General features: G+C 71.9%; 8 protein-coding genes. 1 reads left to right on the plus strand and 7 read right to left on the minus strand.

What is annotated here, in order from left to right; translation table 11 throughout:
- Positions 1–47: 47 nt before the first annotated feature.
- Complete coding sequence (locus ACRXBZ_RS07270) at positions 48–410, plus strand: hypothetical protein (RefSeq protein ID WP_433878380.1); 363 nt, start codon at positions 48–50, stop codon at positions 408–410.
- A gap of 371 nt (positions 411–781) precedes the next feature.
- Here ACRXBZ_RS07270 and ACRXBZ_RS07275 read toward each other — a convergent pair whose 3' ends face one another.
- The 7 genes from ACRXBZ_RS07275 to ACRXBZ_RS07305 form a co-directional block, all read right to left on the minus strand.
- Positions 782–991, minus strand: coding sequence for a hypothetical protein (locus ACRXBZ_RS07275; protein ID WP_433878381.1), 210 nt, complete (start codon positions 989–991; stop codon positions 782–784).
- Positions 992–2,059: 1,068 nt separating this feature from the next.
- Positions 2,060–4,009: a hypothetical protein gene (locus ACRXBZ_RS07280; protein WP_433878382.1), complete on the minus strand. Its 1,950-nt coding sequence runs from the start codon at positions 4,007–4,009 to the stop codon at positions 2,060–2,062.
- Positions 4,006–6,180: a hypothetical protein gene (locus ACRXBZ_RS07285; RefSeq protein ID WP_433878383.1), complete on the minus strand. Its 2,175-nt coding sequence runs from the start codon at positions 6,178–6,180 to the stop codon at positions 4,006–4,008. Before ACRXBZ_RS07285 ends, ACRXBZ_RS07280 begins: the two co-directional genes overlap by 4 nt.
- Positions 6,177–9,299 carry a tubulin-like doman-containing protein gene (locus tag ACRXBZ_RS07290; protein ID WP_433878384.1) on the minus strand — a complete coding sequence of 1,041 codons (3,123 nt, stop codon included), beginning with the start codon at positions 9,297–9,299 and terminating at the stop codon, positions 6,177–6,179. The genes ACRXBZ_RS07285 and ACRXBZ_RS07290 overlap by 4 nt, the downstream gene beginning before the upstream one ends.
- A gap of 233 nt (positions 9,300–9,532) precedes the next feature.
- Positions 9,533–11,785 (minus strand): vWA domain-containing protein, encoded by a 2,253-nt coding sequence (locus tag ACRXBZ_RS07295; RefSeq protein WP_433878385.1) that lies wholly within the window; start codon positions 11,783–11,785, stop codon positions 9,533–9,535.
- Positions 11,778–14,519 (minus strand): CHAT domain-containing protein, encoded by a 2,742-nt coding sequence (locus ACRXBZ_RS07300; RefSeq protein WP_433878386.1) that lies wholly within the window; start codon positions 14,517–14,519, stop codon positions 11,778–11,780. Before ACRXBZ_RS07300 ends, ACRXBZ_RS07295 begins: the two co-directional genes overlap by 8 nt.
- Positions 14,516–17,305: a hypothetical protein gene (locus ACRXBZ_RS07305; RefSeq protein WP_433878387.1), complete on the minus strand. Its 2,790-nt coding sequence runs from the start codon at positions 17,303–17,305 to the stop codon at positions 14,516–14,518. Before ACRXBZ_RS07305 ends, ACRXBZ_RS07300 begins: the two co-directional genes overlap by 4 nt.
- Positions 17,306–17,567: the final 262 nt, after the last annotated feature.

Here is a 17,567-nt window from a genome sequence, read left to right on the forward strand (position 1 = left end):
CGTCGGGGCGCGGATCTCCGACGCACTCAGTCGACCAAGGACCACCCATGTGGGTGCGGCCCGAGGACGCTGAAGATCCGTTGCAGGGCATAGACTTCCGCCCCGTGACTGCAGTACCGCACACCTCGACCGAGGCAGCCCTGCGCGACGCGGTGGACACAGCACTAATCGATTTGCTCACCGCGCAGTACAATCCCGGGGACCGAGCGCACCAGGCGTTGACCCGCGCGGTCGGCTTCCTGGACCAGCACCCGCATATCGAGATCTCCGACGACGCCGCGTCCGCGGTTCGCACCGCCGCAGACCGCCTGGCCGAGGGCGCCCGCGACGACGCGCGAACCGCCCTGGTGACCGCCCGCAGCCAACTAGCCGCGCCCGGCTCCCGGCTGAACTCCCGCAACACCGGCTGAAACGCCCGGGAAGCGGGAGCCGGGCACGCGCGTGGCGACGCCACGACGCGTGTCCGTTTTACCGCGGAACCGGCTCACCGTTCACGAAACGTGTCAAAACGTTCCGTGAGCAGATGACTTGCGCCACCTGCGTTGACCATCAGGAAGACTGGTGGCCTTCACGCTTCCTCGACCACTGCCAGCACGAACGCTGGTCTGACACGGTCTCCACGTGCGTTTGGCCTTGCGGCCGGTTCCCACGCAACTCGCGGTACCTGACGTGTTTCACCTGCCGCCGCAGGAAAACCGCTGACCGGGCTTGGCTTTCGCTCGGTCAGCAAGCAACACACTACACCACGCTCTGTCACACATTGACACAGGATCCGGAACTGTCAGTAACCCCGCGGCTGCTCGTCGCGGTGCACCCCCTGCCTCAGCCGGTCCGCCAGTTCCTCCAGGAACCAGTTCAGCACCGACTCCGCCGCTTCCACGTCGGCGGCCGCACCCCTCCCCAGAGCTTCCTTGCGCGCCCGCCCAGCAATCCTGATCTCCTCGCACAACTGCTCGTACGGGAGGTCGCTGCACCTCGTGAACAGATCCATTTGAGACCACTCCGTGGCCATCGAGGGACCGGAGACTCGCGTTGCAGCGGGTCCCCGACCTCTCGCCCCCATTTTTTTGCGTGCCCTCGAATCGGATCGAGGACGGCCGATCGGCTATTTCGTGCGCACCTGTCTGAACCATATCTCGCAACGCCAACAGTCGCCTCCCCCGTTCGGGGTTATGTTGGAAATTTACCATCATTGACTACGTGAAATACAGTCACAATTCGACCGCGAAGGTCCGCGAAGCCGGTACCCGCAGCGGAGCACCCGAATAGGTTGCGCCCGGAAATGGATCACCGCAGTCAGCTGTTCAAGATCGGCATCCCGCAGGAGCTCGGCGGCCACGAGTTCTCACCCCGCCAGCAGATCGAGACGGTTTAGCAGCTGTCCTATTTGGACGCATCGGTGGCGCCGGCGGCCTGGCCGTCCCGGAGTCCCGGCGGAACTTCCCAGCCCTGGAGTCCTGAGCCGAAGCAGCAGTGGGGTGATGCCCGGGCGGTGTGCGGTTGCGGGCCCATGTTGTCCGAGCAACCATCGCCGTGTTGCCGGGGAGGAAAGAGGTGGCCTGCTTCTTCGGAGGGATTTTGGGGGGAGGCCGAAGAAGCAGGCCACGGGCGGGTGATCGCGGTACCGCGGCTTTGTTTGGGGGAGGTCCACGATCACTCCGGGCCAAGGTATGCCCGTGCGGCCAGCGGTGCGCGCTCAGGCGTGCGGCCCGCGTGGCACCGACCGGCGAACGCCCCTTGGCCCGGGTGGGGCCTTCCTCGGTCGGATGTGGCCGCCGGCACTTCCCCGTGCAGCGCGCTGAGCTGCTCGAATTGATCGAGCGCCGCTCAGCGCGCCGCCCAGGATCCCGGTCCGGCCGCCCGGCACCGCCGATGCCCGCTTGGCGGCGGTAACCGGCGTTGGCCCTGCACAGCCGGGCCTTGTCACTCGACCGGGTAGTTCTCGTCCACAGTAGCCCGATCGGAGTAAACGGCGGCGGGTCAGAACATCCAGGCATCTCCTCGTGGCCGAAGTCCTGGGATCGCCGAAGCGACCGGAGTAGACCGGGCCCGTCTCGGCTCAGGTACCGACCCGGCCAGCGTCGATCATCCCGGCCATCGCAAGGATGGCGATCAGCGGCTCCAGCGCCCGGACCGGCTCGAACCCACGCGGGAACCGTTCCTCCCCCGGCGCGGCTTCGCTGCCGCTGGCCGACACGAAGTGCAGGGTGCACCGGTCGAAGACGCTGAACGGGGTCAGCGCGGCGTGTTCCCCCCGGTTCTGCAGGAACGCGTAGACCGAACTGCTCTCCATGTGCAGGAGCGCGGGATCGATCATCGCGAGGGGACCGTTGCGGTGCCGCAGCCAGCGGTCGATCGGCGGGAGGTATCGCAGCCGATCGGACTTGGTCGCGACGATCGCCGCGGGCAGCCGCTCGAAATCCGGCACCGCCCGGAGCCGGGCCAGGGACATCTCGAACGCCTGGTTGCCGACGCGCTCGGGCGCGGCTTCCAGCCCGTGCACGAAGATCACGGCACCGGTGCCGATCAGGAAGCGCGCAAGCCGGGCGTCGCCGACCGCCTGCAGGTCCTCGCCCGCCACGTCGAAGAACACCAGTGGCCTGCTTCCGCCCGGCCCGCTGAGCAGCAGGATCTCCGCCGGGTCGGTCAGGCCCTCGGCGGTGCCCGGCAGTCGCGCACCGCGTTCGGCCGGTTCGAGGGTCTGCTTCCGGTAGCGGTCGTGGCGGTGCAGGTCCAGCGCGGTCGCCGTCAGCCCGTAGGGCGTCAGGCCGCCGCGATCGACCACCTCGCGGACCATCGCGGCGAGCAGGTGGGTCTTCCCCGCCGACGGGCGGCCGATCATCGCCACGACCAGCGGCGGGCCGTGGTCGTGGTACGTCGCGGGCAGGAAGTGCCCGGGGACGTCGTCCGACGGGTTGGGGCACCGGCGGTAGCCGGTGAGGCTGCGGAACTGCCGCTTCTGCGGGTCCTGCGAGGACGAGTCGTCCTCGACGAACTTCCCGTCCTCGTGGCGCCACAGCGCGTCGTCTGGCAGCGGCCGCGGGTAGGAGTCCAGGCACACCGGGCAGCGGACCGGCGCCGGCTGTTCGTCCGCTTCGGACTTCGAGGCGCGCCGCCAGGGCAGCCAGGACCGCGCCGGGGCGCTCTGCGCCGCCTGCGCCGCCGCGTTTCCCCGCTTGCGCCGCAACAGGTTCAGGTAGGCCTCGACGCCCGGGGCCAGGGCGCTGCCGGGAACGAAGACCGGCACTTCCGTGGGCTCGCGGAGCCTGGTCAGCAGGTCCGCCGGAGTCGGGCGGACCTCCGGCGGGTTGGCGAAAACCCCGTCGAGCAACGTGCTCAGCGCGCCGCCGTCCACCGTGAGGTCCGGCGCGCTGCGCCCGGTGTGCGGGTGCACCGTGCGCCAGAGCGCCAGCCCGGCGTCCCAGACGTCGTCCCGGACGTCGGCTCGGACGTCGGCTCGCAGGCCGTCGGGCGTCTCCCGCGGCTCGCCGATCCCGGCGGCCTGCTCGAAGTCGACGAGCTGCACGGTCCTGCTCCCGGAATCCCACCGCAGTGCCCCGAGCTCCACCCGGCCGTGGGCCACGCCGGCGACGGCGGCGAGGTGCAGGGCGCGCAGCACGCCCACCTGGAGCCGGTAGCGGTGCTGCGCCCCGAGTTCCGGCAGCAGCCCCTCGACGGGTTCGCCCCGGTACGGCTCGACGAGGACGAACGGCTCGTCGCCGTCCACGTCGTAGTACCACAGCCTCGGCAGCTCGGGCGGGTAGCTGTCGCGCGGGAACGCCCACGCGAAGCGGTGCAGCGCCCGGATCTCCCGATCCAGCGGGCGAAGCTGCCCCGGACCACCGGAATCGGCGCGGGGGACCCATTTCTGCAGCAGCTGCCGGCCGCCGTCCACCGACACCAGGCGGGTCGGCAGGCCGCCACCGGAGACACCGGCGTCGCCGACCACCGTCAGCCGGATCGTGAGCGGCGTGCCGTCGATCGCGCGGCACCGCACCTCGGTCGTCACTGGAACACCCCCTGCCTGAGCGGGACGAGCCGCAGGGTTCCCGCGATCTCTGCTTCGCCGGTCCAGGTGACGCCTGACGGATCCCCGCACCGACCGCCGCGTACCGACGCGGGTGCGAACCGCACGAGTTGTGCGCGGTCGGCCATGGCGCTGACCGCACCGAGCTGCCGGGCGTGGCACAGCTGCGTCATCTCGGCTTCGCTGCCGCACCGGAGCGCGTCGCCGACCTGCGAGCCATCCCAGAGCCGGGCGGCGAGTTCGGCGCGATGGGCGCGTTCGCGGGCGAAGGGCGGTGGCACGAGCAACCCGTACTGCCCGAGGTGTTCGCGGTAGGCGGTGAGCAGCCGCTCCACCTCCCGCGCGTGTTCTTCGCGTGCCGCGGGCCGATCGGCGTCGATCCCGGCCCAGCACGGGCGGAGGGCGGCGATCGTCAGGTCGACCAGGTCGGTGACGACGACCTCGCACACCTCCTGGTGGACGTCCCGGTCCGGTGGGTCGTACGGGTGGTTTCCGTCGTGCTGCTCGGGAGAATCGAGCAGGTCGGCCGCGCGCTCGGCGAGCACGTCCCGGACGGCGGTCAAGCCGATCGATACCTGGCGCAGCCCTTCCGCGAACATCGCCCGCCGGGCCGAGGGCCGCCACTCGGCCCGGATCACCTCGTCCACCAGCTGCGCGGCCCCGGCCAACCGGTCCCGGAGCCCGTCGAAGTCGAGCTTGCGCCGCCACTGCCGCACCGAACGCCGCCAGCCAACCCCAATCGTCCAGGCGGACAGCAGCACCGCGAGCAGCGTCGCGACCACGCCCAGCACGTCCGGCATTCCCGCGCCGGCAACGAGAAAGACCATCAGCCAGCCGCCGAACACCGGCAACGCCCAGAACAACGCGGCGAGCACCGATGCCACGGCGAAGCCCTGCTCGCCGGTCGCGGTCGGTTGCCGCGCCTGCAGCACCAGACCGGCGGCGAACCAGGCCAAGACCAGCAGGGGCAAGAAAAACGCGGCGGCGATGCCCAGCGCGTGGGTGCCCAGCGCCGCGAGACCACCGGCAACCGCGGCTAGCGGCACCACCAGCGAATGCTGCGGCCACGTCGCGAGCAGCGGTGCCGGTCCGGCGGGCGGTGCCAGCCCGTCCAGCTCGGCGATGGCCGCCGCGCAACCTTGCGGCTCCTGGCCGACCCGCTCCGCGTCGAGGTCCGGGAGCAGGCACGCCACCGACCGGTACCGCCCGAGCCACTCCTCGACGAGCCGACGCGAGCGGTCGCGGATGTCCCGCGGCCGCGCCGGAACCGGGCCGCGCACCCCGAGCCGGGCGACGACGTCCCTGCCGACGCGCTGTCCCCGCAGGTTCTCGTCGATGCGGTGCAACTGCTGGGTGGCCTTGTCGTGGAAGTCCCGCACCGCCGCCCGTGCCTCGGCGAGGACCGGCCCCACGGCCGGTCTCGGGCGCCGCTTCGGGAGCGGGGCAAGGAAGTGGTCGACGCGGGTGAGCGCGTGGTCGGCCGCGTTGAGCGCCGTGACGGCGCGGGTGTGGGCCTCGGCTAGCTCCGCGCCGGGGAGCAGGACGTCCTCGGCGGGGTCGACCTCGATGGTTTCCCGGACAGCGGTCCGGAATTCGTCCCGGGGCAGTTCCTGCGCCCCGACCCGGCCCGCGTCCGGGTCGGTGAACCACGCGATGGCTTCCTCCTGCGCCCGGCGCAGCTCCACCTCGTGCAGGCTGGTCCGCTCGAGGACCATGCCCGCGCTGGCCGTGCTGTAGGGCAGGGTGCTGACGGCCTTCACCACGGCGGCGAAGACCGCCGGATCGGTGAGGGCGTCGACCAGCTGCCCCAGGCCGGAGATCGCGGCTCGCTCGACCGCTCGCACCAGCGGCTCGGCCGGTCGCCACCGGATCCCGTCGGAGTGGCCGATCCAGACGGTCGCCGCCCGCTCGACGGGCGCCAGCGACGGCGCGGGCCGGATCCGCACCGCGCCGTCGGCGTTGCCGCCGTCGACGGCGACGCAGAGCACCCCGGAGACCGCGGGATTCCCGAGCAGCGCTTGGTAAACCTCGTCGTGGTCGGCGGCCTGCTCCGCATCGTCGAGCACCAGGACCGCGCCTGCGGCCTGCTCCGCATCGCACTCGCCGGTGCGCAGGTCGATGACGAGGACGGGGTCGTCGCGGCGGGCGGTCACCGGTCGACCGCCGGGGACTGGAAGTCGAAGTAGTCGGTCATGTCGCGCAGGTTCGCGAACGGTGCCTGCACGCCCCGGAAGGGCAGTTCCAGCGCGGCGGGCAGGGTCCGGGTCCAGAACTCCTCGATCAGGTCGAGCTGTTCGCCCGCGCCGATGCCGGGCCGGTTGCGGATCTCGTCGAGCAGCTGCGTTTCCTTCTCCGGGAGCTGGTGGAGCGTGGTGTAGAGCGGCGACGGCGGCTCGGGATCGCGGTCCACGTTGCGCGGCTTGATCGCGATCAGCTCCGCGGCGAGGTCGCGATTGTTGCCGCTGCCGTTGCTGATCACCCACTCCTCGTAGGCCTGCAGCAGGCTGCCCCACGAGGAGAGCTCCCGGAACGGGGTGAGCTCCAGGACCAGCGGCGGGGCGTCGGCGTGGCCGGTATGCACCCGGATCCGCTGCGGGCTGCGGTCCTGTCCGGGCGGGTCCACCTCCACGAGGCCGTTCCACATCGCGTTGAGGAAGCTCTGCAGGATCAGCGCGCGGTCGGTCCGGGTGGAGATCAGGTAGCCCGGGGCCCTGCCGAGCCGCTGCCGCCACGACAGCCGGTCGTCGGCCCGCTCATACCGCCGGGCATCCGCCGCGAGCTGGACGGCCTCGCGCACCTCGGGCACCTGGGTGATGCCCATGCCGGTGCGGAAGAAGACGACGACGAGCGAATCGGACTCGTTCGGCCGGAACACGATCGACGGCGCGTACTCGGACGGCACCAGGTCTTTCCGCAGGGACGTCTCCACGGCGTTGTCGGGCGCGCTGCCGGGGTAGGAGATGAGCACCTTCAGGTCCCCCTCGCCCGCGGGCGCGTACCCACCGGGGACCAGTCCGGCCAGCTGCGTGCGGAAGTACGTGATGTCGGCATCGTCGATGGCCGTGTCCGCCCGGCCGACGGTCGCCGCGAGCAGGTCCCGGATCGACGGGACGAGGGCCCGCTCGCCGCCGCCGGGCCGGAAGCACTCCGAGACGGCGCCGCGAATCCGTTGGCGCACCAGGTGAACCGCCGCTTCGGGCTGCTCCCGGCCGACGCGGTAGGCACCGGACCAGCCGTCCTCGCCGAGGATCAGCCCGACGATGTCGGCGGCCGTGGCGTTCGCACCGAGCCGGTCGCGGAACCGTTCCTCCAGGACCTTGTACACCCGCGAGTAGAAGCCCTCCAGCCCGCCGTCCCCGGGTGGCAGCAGGTAGGACACCCCGAGCCGGGGCGCGTAGAGCTGCGCGGCGCGCTCGGAGAACTGGCGGTCGTCCGCGGCGATGTGATCCGCGAACTCGTCGGTGATGGCGGTGAGCCGGTCGCAGAATGAGCGCCAGCGCGGCTCCCATAGCCGCTCGTTCTGGCGCCACGCCTCGTGCCACTGCCGCCGGACCCGCCACTGGTACCAGGCGTCCTGGTCCTCGACCGCGTCCTGGACGACCTGGTCCGGCCAGCGCAGCCGCCGCAGCGTGCGCCGCCGCTGCACGGTCTCGGGCTGCGGCGGGTGCAGGCCGAACTCGCCCGGCGCCCGCCGGGATTCCTTGCGGTCGTAGAGGATCTTCTCGAACCCGCCGCGGTCCAGCTTCTCGGGGTAGCCCGGATCGCCGCGCACGACCCGCCGCAGCCGGAACGGGTCGACCGTGCGCGACAGCTCCTCCCCGGCCTTGACCGGGTCGAAGTCCCGCGCCAACCGGCCGAGGTGCGGGCCGAGCAGCCGCTCGTTGCGGTCCAGGCTTTCCTGCATGGTCCGCGCCCGGGCGCTCAGCGCCTGGATGATCGAGTCGTAGCCGACGGGGACGTCCTCGACGTCGGCGAAGGGCTCCAGCGGCGCACAGGTCAGGAAGCCGTCCAGCCCGGCGGCGACGTCGAAGCGCTCGATGAGGTCGCGGTTTTGCACCCCGGCCCCGGTCGGCGCCTGCCGCATGACCCGCACCGCCTCGGCCAGCAGCCGCGAGCTGACCACGTCCGCGAGCACCGCGAGCGGGATGGTCAGCGAGGCGACCGCGGACGTCGACACGCCCCGCCGCCCGATGCCGGTGTCGGCGAACGCCGAGCGGCTGGCCGTGTCGTTGATGAAGCGATCGGCGAAGGACTGATCGCCCTCGGCGCCGGCGCCGATCAGGGTGGTGACCAGCGAGACCATCGAGCGGACCAGGTCATCGCCGCTCACCCCGTCCTTCGGGCGGCCGAACAGGAAGGCGGTCTGCACGGTGGCGGGCCGCAGGCTGGTCGGGCGGGGTTCGCCCGGGAACCAGACCGAAAGCGGGCCCTGGTCCTGGGCGCCGCCGACCTCGTCGCCGGCCCCCTGGGCGTTCTGGTCGTCGATCAGGCGGAACAGGTCGACGAGCGCGGTGGCCGAGTTGAGCACGGCGGCCCGGCCGCCGCCCATGCCTTCTTTGAACGCCGAGGGCATCAGCACCAGCGGGTAGATCCGGGCCTCCGTCCCGGCCTGCCGCAGGTGTTCGCCGATCAGGTGCAGGTAGTCGTAGAAGATGCCGCTGCCGGTGCCGCCGGCCACCGAGAAGGCGACGAACACGTCGACGGCGTTGCCCAGCCTCCCGCCGAGAGCGCGCAGCACCGATCCGGAGGCCTTGATCCGCTGCATAGCCGCGGTCACGCCGTGCAGCACGGCGCCGGGTCCGTGGCCCTGGCGCATCGTCTCGAACAGCACCGCCCGGCCGACCGTCGGGAGCTGGCCGGCGCCCGCGCTCAGCGGCGCTACCCGGGGATCGGTCTCCGGTCCGGGCAGCCAGCCGATCGGCTCGTCCAGGGTGATCCGCATCGCCTGGGCCAGTTGCGCGCTGTTGTGGTGGTTCGGCGGGACGAGGTTCGCGATGAGGTGCGTGGTGTGCTGCGCGGCGGCGTGGTGGTCGGAGCTGGGCACCACGTTCGGCAGCACCTTGCTCAGCTCGTCGATGCTGAGGTCCGCGTACACGAACTGCAGGCAGGACGGCAGCTGGTAGGGCAGGTAGTCCTGCCCGGGCATGCGCGCGATGAGCTCGGTGCCGTCGGGGCCGCACAGCGACTCGCGCAGCACCCGCTCCAGCTCGCGGCCGACGCGGCATCCGGTGCCCCCGAGGCCGAGGAACAGCATCGGCTGGTGGATTTTCATGGTGGGGTCCTCACTTCAGAGCCTGTTGGTGATTGGTCTGGGTGGGTGGTCGCTTAGCGGCACCTGAGAGCCTCCCCGGACTGCGGGTGCCCCTCCTGATGTATGTCCAATACGCGGCGGAGGGGCCGTCCTCGCCGGGAAACCCCTCAGAACCCGCCGGTGGTCGTCTTGGCAAGGTGGCTGGAAGCGGCGCGCCGCTTCCAAAGGCGTGGACGGCATTCGCCGACAAGTTCTCAGAGGTCGTAGGGGTCATACGACCGCTTCGGTTTCGTCGTTCGTCCACTCTGGACCTTTTTGCCGCGGACGGGTTTCGCCGCGCGTCGCCGGGCGGGCCGGTCGTGGACGACCAGCTCCATGCCGTCGGCCAGTTCGAGCACCCCGCCCGGGGCCAGGCCGAGCGGTTCGCCGGACGGCCCGGTCAACACCGGTCCGCCCGCTGCCCGCCGCACCCGGTAGCGGTCCCCGCCGGAACCGGAGGTGATGCGGGTGTCGGCGGCGCTTTCGCCGCGGAGTACGCCGAAGCCGAACTCCTGCCCATGCTGGTGCGCAGTCACCGGTTTGCCGGTGGGCTGCCCGTAGCGGCGCAGCTCGACCCGGATCCCGCGGACGTCGCGCTCGGCGTTGCGCCGCCGCCTCCGCAGCAGGACCGCGCCGACTGCCGCGGTGGCCGCGGCGAAGATCAGGGTCCAAAGCCACCAGAGGGTTTCGATCGGCCCCGGCGGTGCCACGACTTCGCGCTCGAACACGGGATCGCGCAGCACCGCACCGGTGGTCTCGTCCACCAGCCGGATGCGGCCCTGGTTCGCCCCGAGCGCGGTCGCCGGGTCGAAGGTGAGGGTGAAGCCCAACCGCTGTGAGCCCGCCGCCGGCGGCACCACCAGCTTCTCCGGCGAGGCCGTCACCAGCGCTCCCTGGCTGAGATCGGTCAGCTCGATCCGGATGGTCCTGGGCTGACCGGTCGCATTGTTGACGTCGATGCTGCCGTTCAGCGAGGTTCCGGCGACGACTTCGGTTTCCGCGTCATCGAGGTTCAGCACGCTCTGCACTCCTCCCGCTCCGGACGAGATCCGGGTGGGCAAGATCTGGTGGTCGCCGCTCACGCCGACCCCGGTGATGCCGCCGACGAAGTCCAGCCGCCCCGTCGCGGTCTCGGGCACGACGATCCGGCCCTGGTACTCGCCGTCGCCGTCCTCGTCCGACAGCTCGACCGGCGGGAGCGGGGCGAACCCGTCCCCGCGCAGTTCCGCGGTCAACGTCAGGCCCTTCAGCTGCTCCGGGTCCTTGATCGCCGTCCTGGCGCCGCGCACCCGCATGAAGAACTGCACCGCAGATCCCGGGGCCGGGGTCTGCGGCGCGATGTACGGGAGCGCGCGAACCGCCCCCTGGAAGACCGTCATGGCGCCGACTTCTTGCGGCGGCACTCCCGGCCGGGACTCCAGCAGCACGGTCCAGCGGCCCGGTGCCGGGTTGAGGATCCGCATCGCCTCGGCCTCGGTGTCCTGGCCGCCCAACTCGAAATGGGAGCCGCCGAAGTCGCCGTTGGCGGGCACCTTCTCGCCGTTCGGGTCGAGGTAGCTGACCAGGATCCGCGGGTCACGCTTGAACACCAGGATCGTGCCCTCGCTGGCGATGGCCGGGACCTCCACGGGCAGCTCGACCGTCCCGCCGGGGGGCAGCCGGTCGGGCACGGGCTCCCCGACGCTCGTGCAGCGGGCCGAGCTGGACGCCCGGCCGATGGCCCCCCACAGGTCGGCGGACTCGTTGATCACCGTCGCGCTCGGCGGGGCGGTGTGCAGCCCGCAACGGTCTTGCGCGGCACCGGTGGCGAACTCGTCGAGCTGCTTCTGCCCGGCCTGCCCGAATCCCAGCGGCCAGACGCTGACGCCGGCGTGGTTGAGCTCGTCCAGCACGCCGGAGAGCCGGAACCGCGCGGTGGCGTTGCGCTCATCGGCGGTCCTGCCGTATTCGGGGCTGTCGCGCACGTCCAGCACGCCGTCGGTCAACAAGAAGACGATCTTGGGCTGCCCCTCGGTGCCCGGCTGGCTGAGGTAGCTCAGCGCCTGGCGCAGGGCCTGGACGTGGTCCGTGCCGTCGCCCTCGGCCGGGGTGCGCCGGTGGATGCCGCCGACGCAGTCGCCGAGGAATTGCCGGCTCTGCGGCGAATCCGGTTTCGTCGGCGGGCAGACCGGGTCGACCGCCGACCGGCCGGGCGCGTTCGCGCTGCCGAAACCCAGCACCGACACGGTGGAATCCCGGGCCGGCTCGCCCTGGACGATCACCCGCGCCGCGTCGCGTTCGGCGGCTACGTCCTGCTCGGTCAGGCTCCCGGACTGGTCGACCAGCAGCACGATCTGCACCGGCAGCAGCGCGGGCGGCGCGTCCTGCGCCGACGCCGGTGGCAGCGCGGTCAGCGGCAGCCCGCCGGCCAGCAGCAGCGCTGCGGCCCTGGCGACCCACCGCCCGGTTCCCGATCGTAATTCACGCATCCCTTCCCCCGAAGCGTCGACGCACCGCACCCCACCACCGGGAAAGCGGCTCGTACCAGATGTTCTGGTGCCCGACGTCGCCATAGAGCGTCCACAACGCCCAGCGCGCCGGGTGGCCGTCCGCGTGGTGCTTCTGGTGTTCCTCACGCAGCGCCCGGAAAAGCGCGACATCGCGCGGGTGGCGGCGCAGGTTCTTCTCGAAGTCGTCCAGCACCCGGGCGGCCACCACGTCGAGCGCGTCCCACCGGGCGGCCACCACCGACGAAGCTCCGGCCAGGAACGCGGCGCGGACGAAGCCGGTGCGCTCGTCGCGGCCGATGCGTTCGGCCATCCCGGATTCGCACGCGCCCAGCATCAGCGTGCCGGTGCCGCGCAGGTTCATCTCCCGGAACTCGCGGGCGCTCAGGTGCCCGGATTTCCCCTTCGGCGCGAGGCAGAGGATCGATTCCGGGGCGGAAGCCGGCTGGAACTCACCGTGCCCGTCGACGCGGACCAGGCGGAACTGCCCGGACGCCAACTCCTCGCGCAGGGCCGCGGGGGTAGCCGCGGCCCGGCTCAGCACCTTGCGGCCGGTCACCTCCGTGGCAGCCTCGAGCGCCTCCTCGTCGGCGGCGCCGGGGGCCTCCGGTGCCGCGGCGGCCGGCTGCACCAGCAACATCTGCCGCCCCGACGTTCCCCGCTGCCCGCGGGCGCGTCGGCGCAGCGGTCGCCTGATGGACAGGCACGGGAGATCGGACAGCGCGTACTTGCCGCCGAGCAGCTCGCCCGACGGTCCCGGGCAGGGCAGCAGCGCGAACGGGATCTCCGCGAGGTCGCCCCCGGCGACCACTGCGATCCGCTCGATGTGCCCGGGCAACTTCCAGAGCCGACCGATCCCCAACCTGCGCACGACCGCGTGCAGCTTCTGGTCGAAGTGGCACGCCGCGGAGTTCCTGGGCTTCCGCAGCCGCCCTTCGAGCCGGTCGCCGTTGTGCCAGCAGTCCTTCAGTTCGGCGATCGCCTCCGCGAGGTCGATCTTGGTGCTGCCAGGTGCGCCGCGCACCGATGCGTGCCGCACGTGCACCCCGAACGGCCCCCTGCGCCAGACGAACGCGTGGTGGACGCCGTCCGGGGTGGCGTGCAGCATCCAGATCAGCTGCTTGCGCGGAAGACCGCGGGCTGCCTGGCGAATCCACCGCCGCGCACCGGCGAGATCGCCGAGGCCGGGCAGGTCGCGCACCAGAGGCTGCTCGTCGGACAGGATCCGCGGCAGGATCGCGGACCCCCTGGCGGCTTCCATCGCGACGACGGCGGCGACCGCCGCGTGCTGGTCACCGCGCTCGATCTCCCGGGCCGCCGCCTCGATCCGCTTGTCGAACTCCGTCGGATTCGCCAGCAGCATCCGGATACGGTTCTCGTCGTCGTCCTGCCGCGACGCCAAGTGCTCCTCGAGCCGGTGCGCTTCGGCCCAGGCTTCCGCCGCCTTCGCCAGGCCGTCGGCGCTGCCACTGAGCTCGCGGAGCTGGTCGTGAGCGTCGCCGAGGCGTCGCAGCGCGGCGATCCGGTTGACTACCGGCGAGTCCTCGATCGCCGTGCTCTCCTGCAAGTGGCGGACCGCCTGCTCGGCGGTCGCCGGATCATGTTCCAGCTTGGCGATCGCCAGGGCGATTTCGCCTGCGGCGAGGTGCCATTCGGCGACGTGCCGGCCGGTGGCCTCAGGTGGGGCTTGCTCGGCGAGCAAGAGCCGTTCCGCTTCGTCGACCCGCTGCTTGGCCAGGACGCGCCGCTCGGCCTCGTCGGATCGTCCGAGCTCGTCGGGTCGTCCGGGCTCGGCGAGCCGCATTGCGGCTTCGGCGTAGGCGCGGGCGGCTTGCAGCAGATGCCCACCCATGCCCACCACGCTGAAGCTGTCGGCGCTGGGATCGAGCCGCCCTGCGACGAGGCGGTTCTCCTCCGGTTGCGGGGACTGCTCTGCCGCCGCGTAGAGCTCCGGCAACAGCTCGTCGGCCTCGGTCGAGTGCAACAGGCGCAGCAGGCGGATCTTCGCGAAGAGGAACTGGAACCGGATGGCCGGATCCAGCTTCCCGGCCAGCGCCGGTGCCAGTTCGGCGAGGGCCTTCTCGTACCACCCGTCCATCCGCAGCTCTTCCGCCCGGACCATGCTGGCCTGCGGCGAATCGTCATCGCCGCGCACCGGCTCCGACGCGTCGCCGCGTCGCCCTTCGACCGCCCTGATATCGAGATCCACTTTGGACGCCGCGGCTTCGTCTCCCAGCTCGGCGAACACCACGCGCACCTCGCGGAGGTGACGCAGAGCTCGACCGGTATCCCCGCGCCGAGCGGCAGCGATGCCCCGGAGCCGGTCGAGGTGGGCTTCGTCCTCGCGCCGCATGTGCCGCCCGGCGGCGATCCGACCGATCTCGTCGAGTTCGGCGTCGATCCGGGAGTTGTCCCCCATCGCCAGGCGTGTCTCGGCGCGCAGCAGCCGCAGCTGGAGGTTTTCCCCTTCGCTGCTGAGGTATTCCTCGCAACGGGCCAACGCGGTCGTGCTGTCGTCGAGGGCCCGGAGCCGGCTCACGTGCTCCACGGCGAGCGCGGCGGCCAGCGCCGCATTGCCGGAGGCGAGCCGGACCGACTGCCGGTACGACCGGTCCGTCGCTCGCACGTCCTCCCGTTCGAACGCTTCCCAGGCCGCGGCGAGCGCCACGGCCAGCGGCGACCCCGCGTCCACCGTGAACTCCGCTGGTCCGGTCATGAGCCGCATTCCTCGTCCAGCGTCGGCGGATTCACGCCGTGATCCACGCCGTGATCCACGCCGTCGCTCGGCTGGCACTGCTGCACGAGCACGACCTGGTTGCTGGGGCTGACGGGCAAGGGAACCCCGAACGGCCAGGATCCCCAGCCACTGCCGCCCGGCGCGCCACCGAACGGCCGACCGAACACGATGTCCTGGCCGGGGGCGGCGAGGGCGCCGACGGTGCCCGTGTCGAGCAGCGACCAGACCTGCCCTTCCGCGGAGATCGGGCTGGCACCCGGACCGAGGGCCACCACCGGCTGCGCGATCCTGACGCGCACCCGAGCGTTGCGCTCGATCGGCCGCGGCAGGTGCGTCGACCGATCGGCCAGGACGTAGACAGCGGCGGTGGCGGGCACCTGGCGGAGCAGTTCGCCGTACGTCGTGGTGAACGGCTCCGAGATCTCCTGCAGCCTGGACAGCTCGATGCCTGGCAGCTGCGCGGGCCGCTCGACGCTGAGGTAGGACTCGCCGGGCACCACCTCCGCGGCGAAGCCCGCCTGGTTCGGCGCCTGGCCGGATGTTTTCCCAACCCAGCCATCGGCGAAGCGGTAGCCGGTCCCATTCGCTTCGGGGTAGCTGTAGAGGAAGCCGGGCGCGTTCTCCAACCCGTGCGCCGGGTCCTGCCGATCCCGCTTGACCAGATCCCGGAACCGGCCGAGCAGACCGAGGTTCACGACGATGTCGGTCTGCCGCACCCCGCTGGCCTCCGGACGCAGCGCGGCCACCGTCCCGAACGGCTGCCCCTGGGCCTCGACACCGGCGGAGATGCCGTGCTCGCCGGAACGCAGCCTCGTCTCGACCAGGCGTCCGCCCTCGCCCCGGAACCGCGCATCGCCGAACGGGATCTCCCTGCGTGGCGCGCCTTCGGTCACCACCGACGCACCGTCCGGGCCGCGCCGCACACCCCGGGTCAGGCCCTCCGGCGACCCCGCGTCGCCGAGCTGCCTGATCTGGGCCGTTCCGGTGGACTGGTCGATGCTGGTGGCGGCGGGGTCGACCGGCTTGGCCCGCCGCATCCCTGGCGGGAGCGGGTTTTCAGCGGGTGCACCGCCATGCCGCGCCAGGGAATCGCCGAGCGTGACACCACCGTACACATAGGACAGTCCGCAGTCGGAGAACGCGGGCGATGGAACGGTGAGCACGGACTCGGCCCGTCCGGGCGGGGACGCGAAGACCGGGCGCGCGCGCTCACGCAGGTCGCTGTTGCGCGCGTGCCAGTCCGCGAACCGCAGGTCGGACCTGATCTCGCCGGCCGGCAGCTGCGGCAGGGAATGTCCGCTCCCGGCGAGCCATTCGAGGGCCCCGGACCAGCGCATCAGCTCCTCAAGGCGCCAGAACTCGGGTTCGTAATCGGCGACGTCCGCATAGTGGCGATCCCACCAGGCCGATGCGCGGCCCATGCTGTAGGTGGCTTCGAGCTCCTGCCCTCCGGGCCCCTGCGAGCGCACGAACAGCCTGGTCGCCTGGGCGCCGATGTCGACGCCGTCCGGTCGGTAGCCGAACGCGCCGTCGGCCTGGCCCAGCCACAGCCGCGCCGATTCCGCGGGCGGCGACCGCTCCCCCGCCGGGGGGCAAAGCCCGGGCGGGGTGGGGGCTTGCGGGTTCGGCACGAACCCGGGAACCCTTCCGCCGGAAGGAACCCCCGTGCCCACGCCGGCCACCCAGTCCTTCATCACCAGGTCGGTGTAGAAGGCGGTCATGCCGACCTCGGTCCCGGCAATTCCCCCTTCGTAGCGGGCTTCGTTGACCACCGGAAGCCCGTCCAGCAGGTTGTACAGCGCCCACAACTGGGTCCGGTCCGCGGGCAAGCCCCGGGCGCGCAGCGCATCGGCGGGCGGGTCGCCGCTGAACAGGTGCCCCTCGATGAGGGCGGTGAGCTCGGCATCCCAGTTCCCGCCTGCGACGCGGCCGACGAGCTCGGGTGCCAGGTCTGGAATGGCGGCACGGATCTCGTCCGGGCTCGAAATCGGCTTGGGGTCCAAGGAGAATCCCGGCCCCGGTTCGCCCTGCTGGCGGTAGCCGCGCTGGAGCACGGAAACGTCTGCCGGCCGGACGTCGCCATCGGGCAGATCCGGCCAGTTCCACCCGGCCGCCCAGACCTGCCCGTCGCGCAGCTCCAGCCGCGAGAGGTGATTGGTGTCCGCGAGGAACCCTTCCAGGTCCGCTCGCTGGTCGAGCCGCGCCTCGCGGTAGCCGTTGGCCGCGCGGAACTCCGCAGTGGGAGTCCCCGGCTGGGCGTACAGCTCGACCTTCTGGTTCTCCGGGCGCATGCGGTATCGGTGCACCTGCACGCCGACCGGATCGGAGCCCGCGTCGACGCGGTGCTGGTCGAGGAGCCGACCGAGGGTGCGGGACGGGTGCGGGTCGTTCTCCGGCACCAGCAGGTGCAGCGTGCGGCCGTCGAACAGCGACCGGCCGGGACCTACGGGCTGCTCGACGAGCCCGTCGAACAACGGGTCCCGCAGCGGCGTCGTGTCGTGCAGGGCATCGACGATGCGGTCCTGGTCCATGCCCAGCGACGACGCCAGCGCGAGCCTGGCCCAGTCGCGGATCTGCTCCTCGGCCTCGGCCGGGTCGAGCCCGGCCAGCCAGGACGCGGCCTTGGAGTACGAGACGAGGCGGGCGTCCTCCTCGCCCGGCTCCCCGGAACCCGGCCAGGAGCAGGCGTCGGCCACCAGCAGCGTGAGCACGATCAGCCACCCGGTGACGGCCGGGCGCCACCGTCGGCGGGTCGGGTCGGTCATGGCTGCCTTCCGATGATCTGCGATCCGTATCTGCGAGGGCTTGCGATCGTGCACTGACGGACGAGGGATTCCCCTGCACCGCAGCGGGTTCTCAGACTATGCCCACCCCGTCCGGGCTCCCGGCCAGGACAGCTCCGCCGCCTACCCTCGTGAGTGACTATTCCGGTAAGAACCGGCATCACCACTCACGACCCCACGGGCACCCCTCGTGAGTGACTGCTCCGGCGCTCGGGGGCGCGTCCGCCGCGCTCGAAGGTGCCGC

Source organism: Saccharopolyspora hattusasensis (assembly GCF_050972075.1).
GTDB classification, from domain to species: Bacteria; Actinomycetota; Actinomycetes; order Mycobacteriales; family Pseudonocardiaceae; genus Saccharopolyspora; species Saccharopolyspora hattusasensis.

Bases quoted from the DNA above. Each gene is read 5' to 3' on its own strand.
- ACRXBZ_RS07295 (WP_433878385.1), bottom strand. From the start codon at position 11,785: ATGCGTGAATTACGATCGGGAACCGGGCGGTGGGTCGCCAGGGCCGCA.
- ACRXBZ_RS07290 (WP_433878384.1), bottom strand. From the start codon at position 9,299: ATGAAAATCCACCAGCCGATGCTGTTCCTCGGCCTCGGGGGCACCGGA.
- ACRXBZ_RS07270 (WP_433878380.1), top strand. From the start codon at position 48: ATGTGGGTGCGGCCCGAGGACGCTGAAGATCCGTTGCAGGGCATAGAC.
- ACRXBZ_RS07275 (WP_433878381.1), bottom strand. From the start codon at position 991: ATGGATCTGTTCACGAGGTGCAGCGACCTCCCGTACGAGCAGTTGTGC.
- ACRXBZ_RS07305 (WP_433878387.1), bottom strand. From the start codon at position 17,305: ATGACCGACCCGACCCGCCGACGGTGGCGCCCGGCCGTCACCGGGTGG.
- ACRXBZ_RS07300 (WP_433878386.1), bottom strand. From the start codon at position 14,519: ATGACCGGACCAGCGGAGTTCACGGTGGACGCGGGGTCGCCGCTGGCC.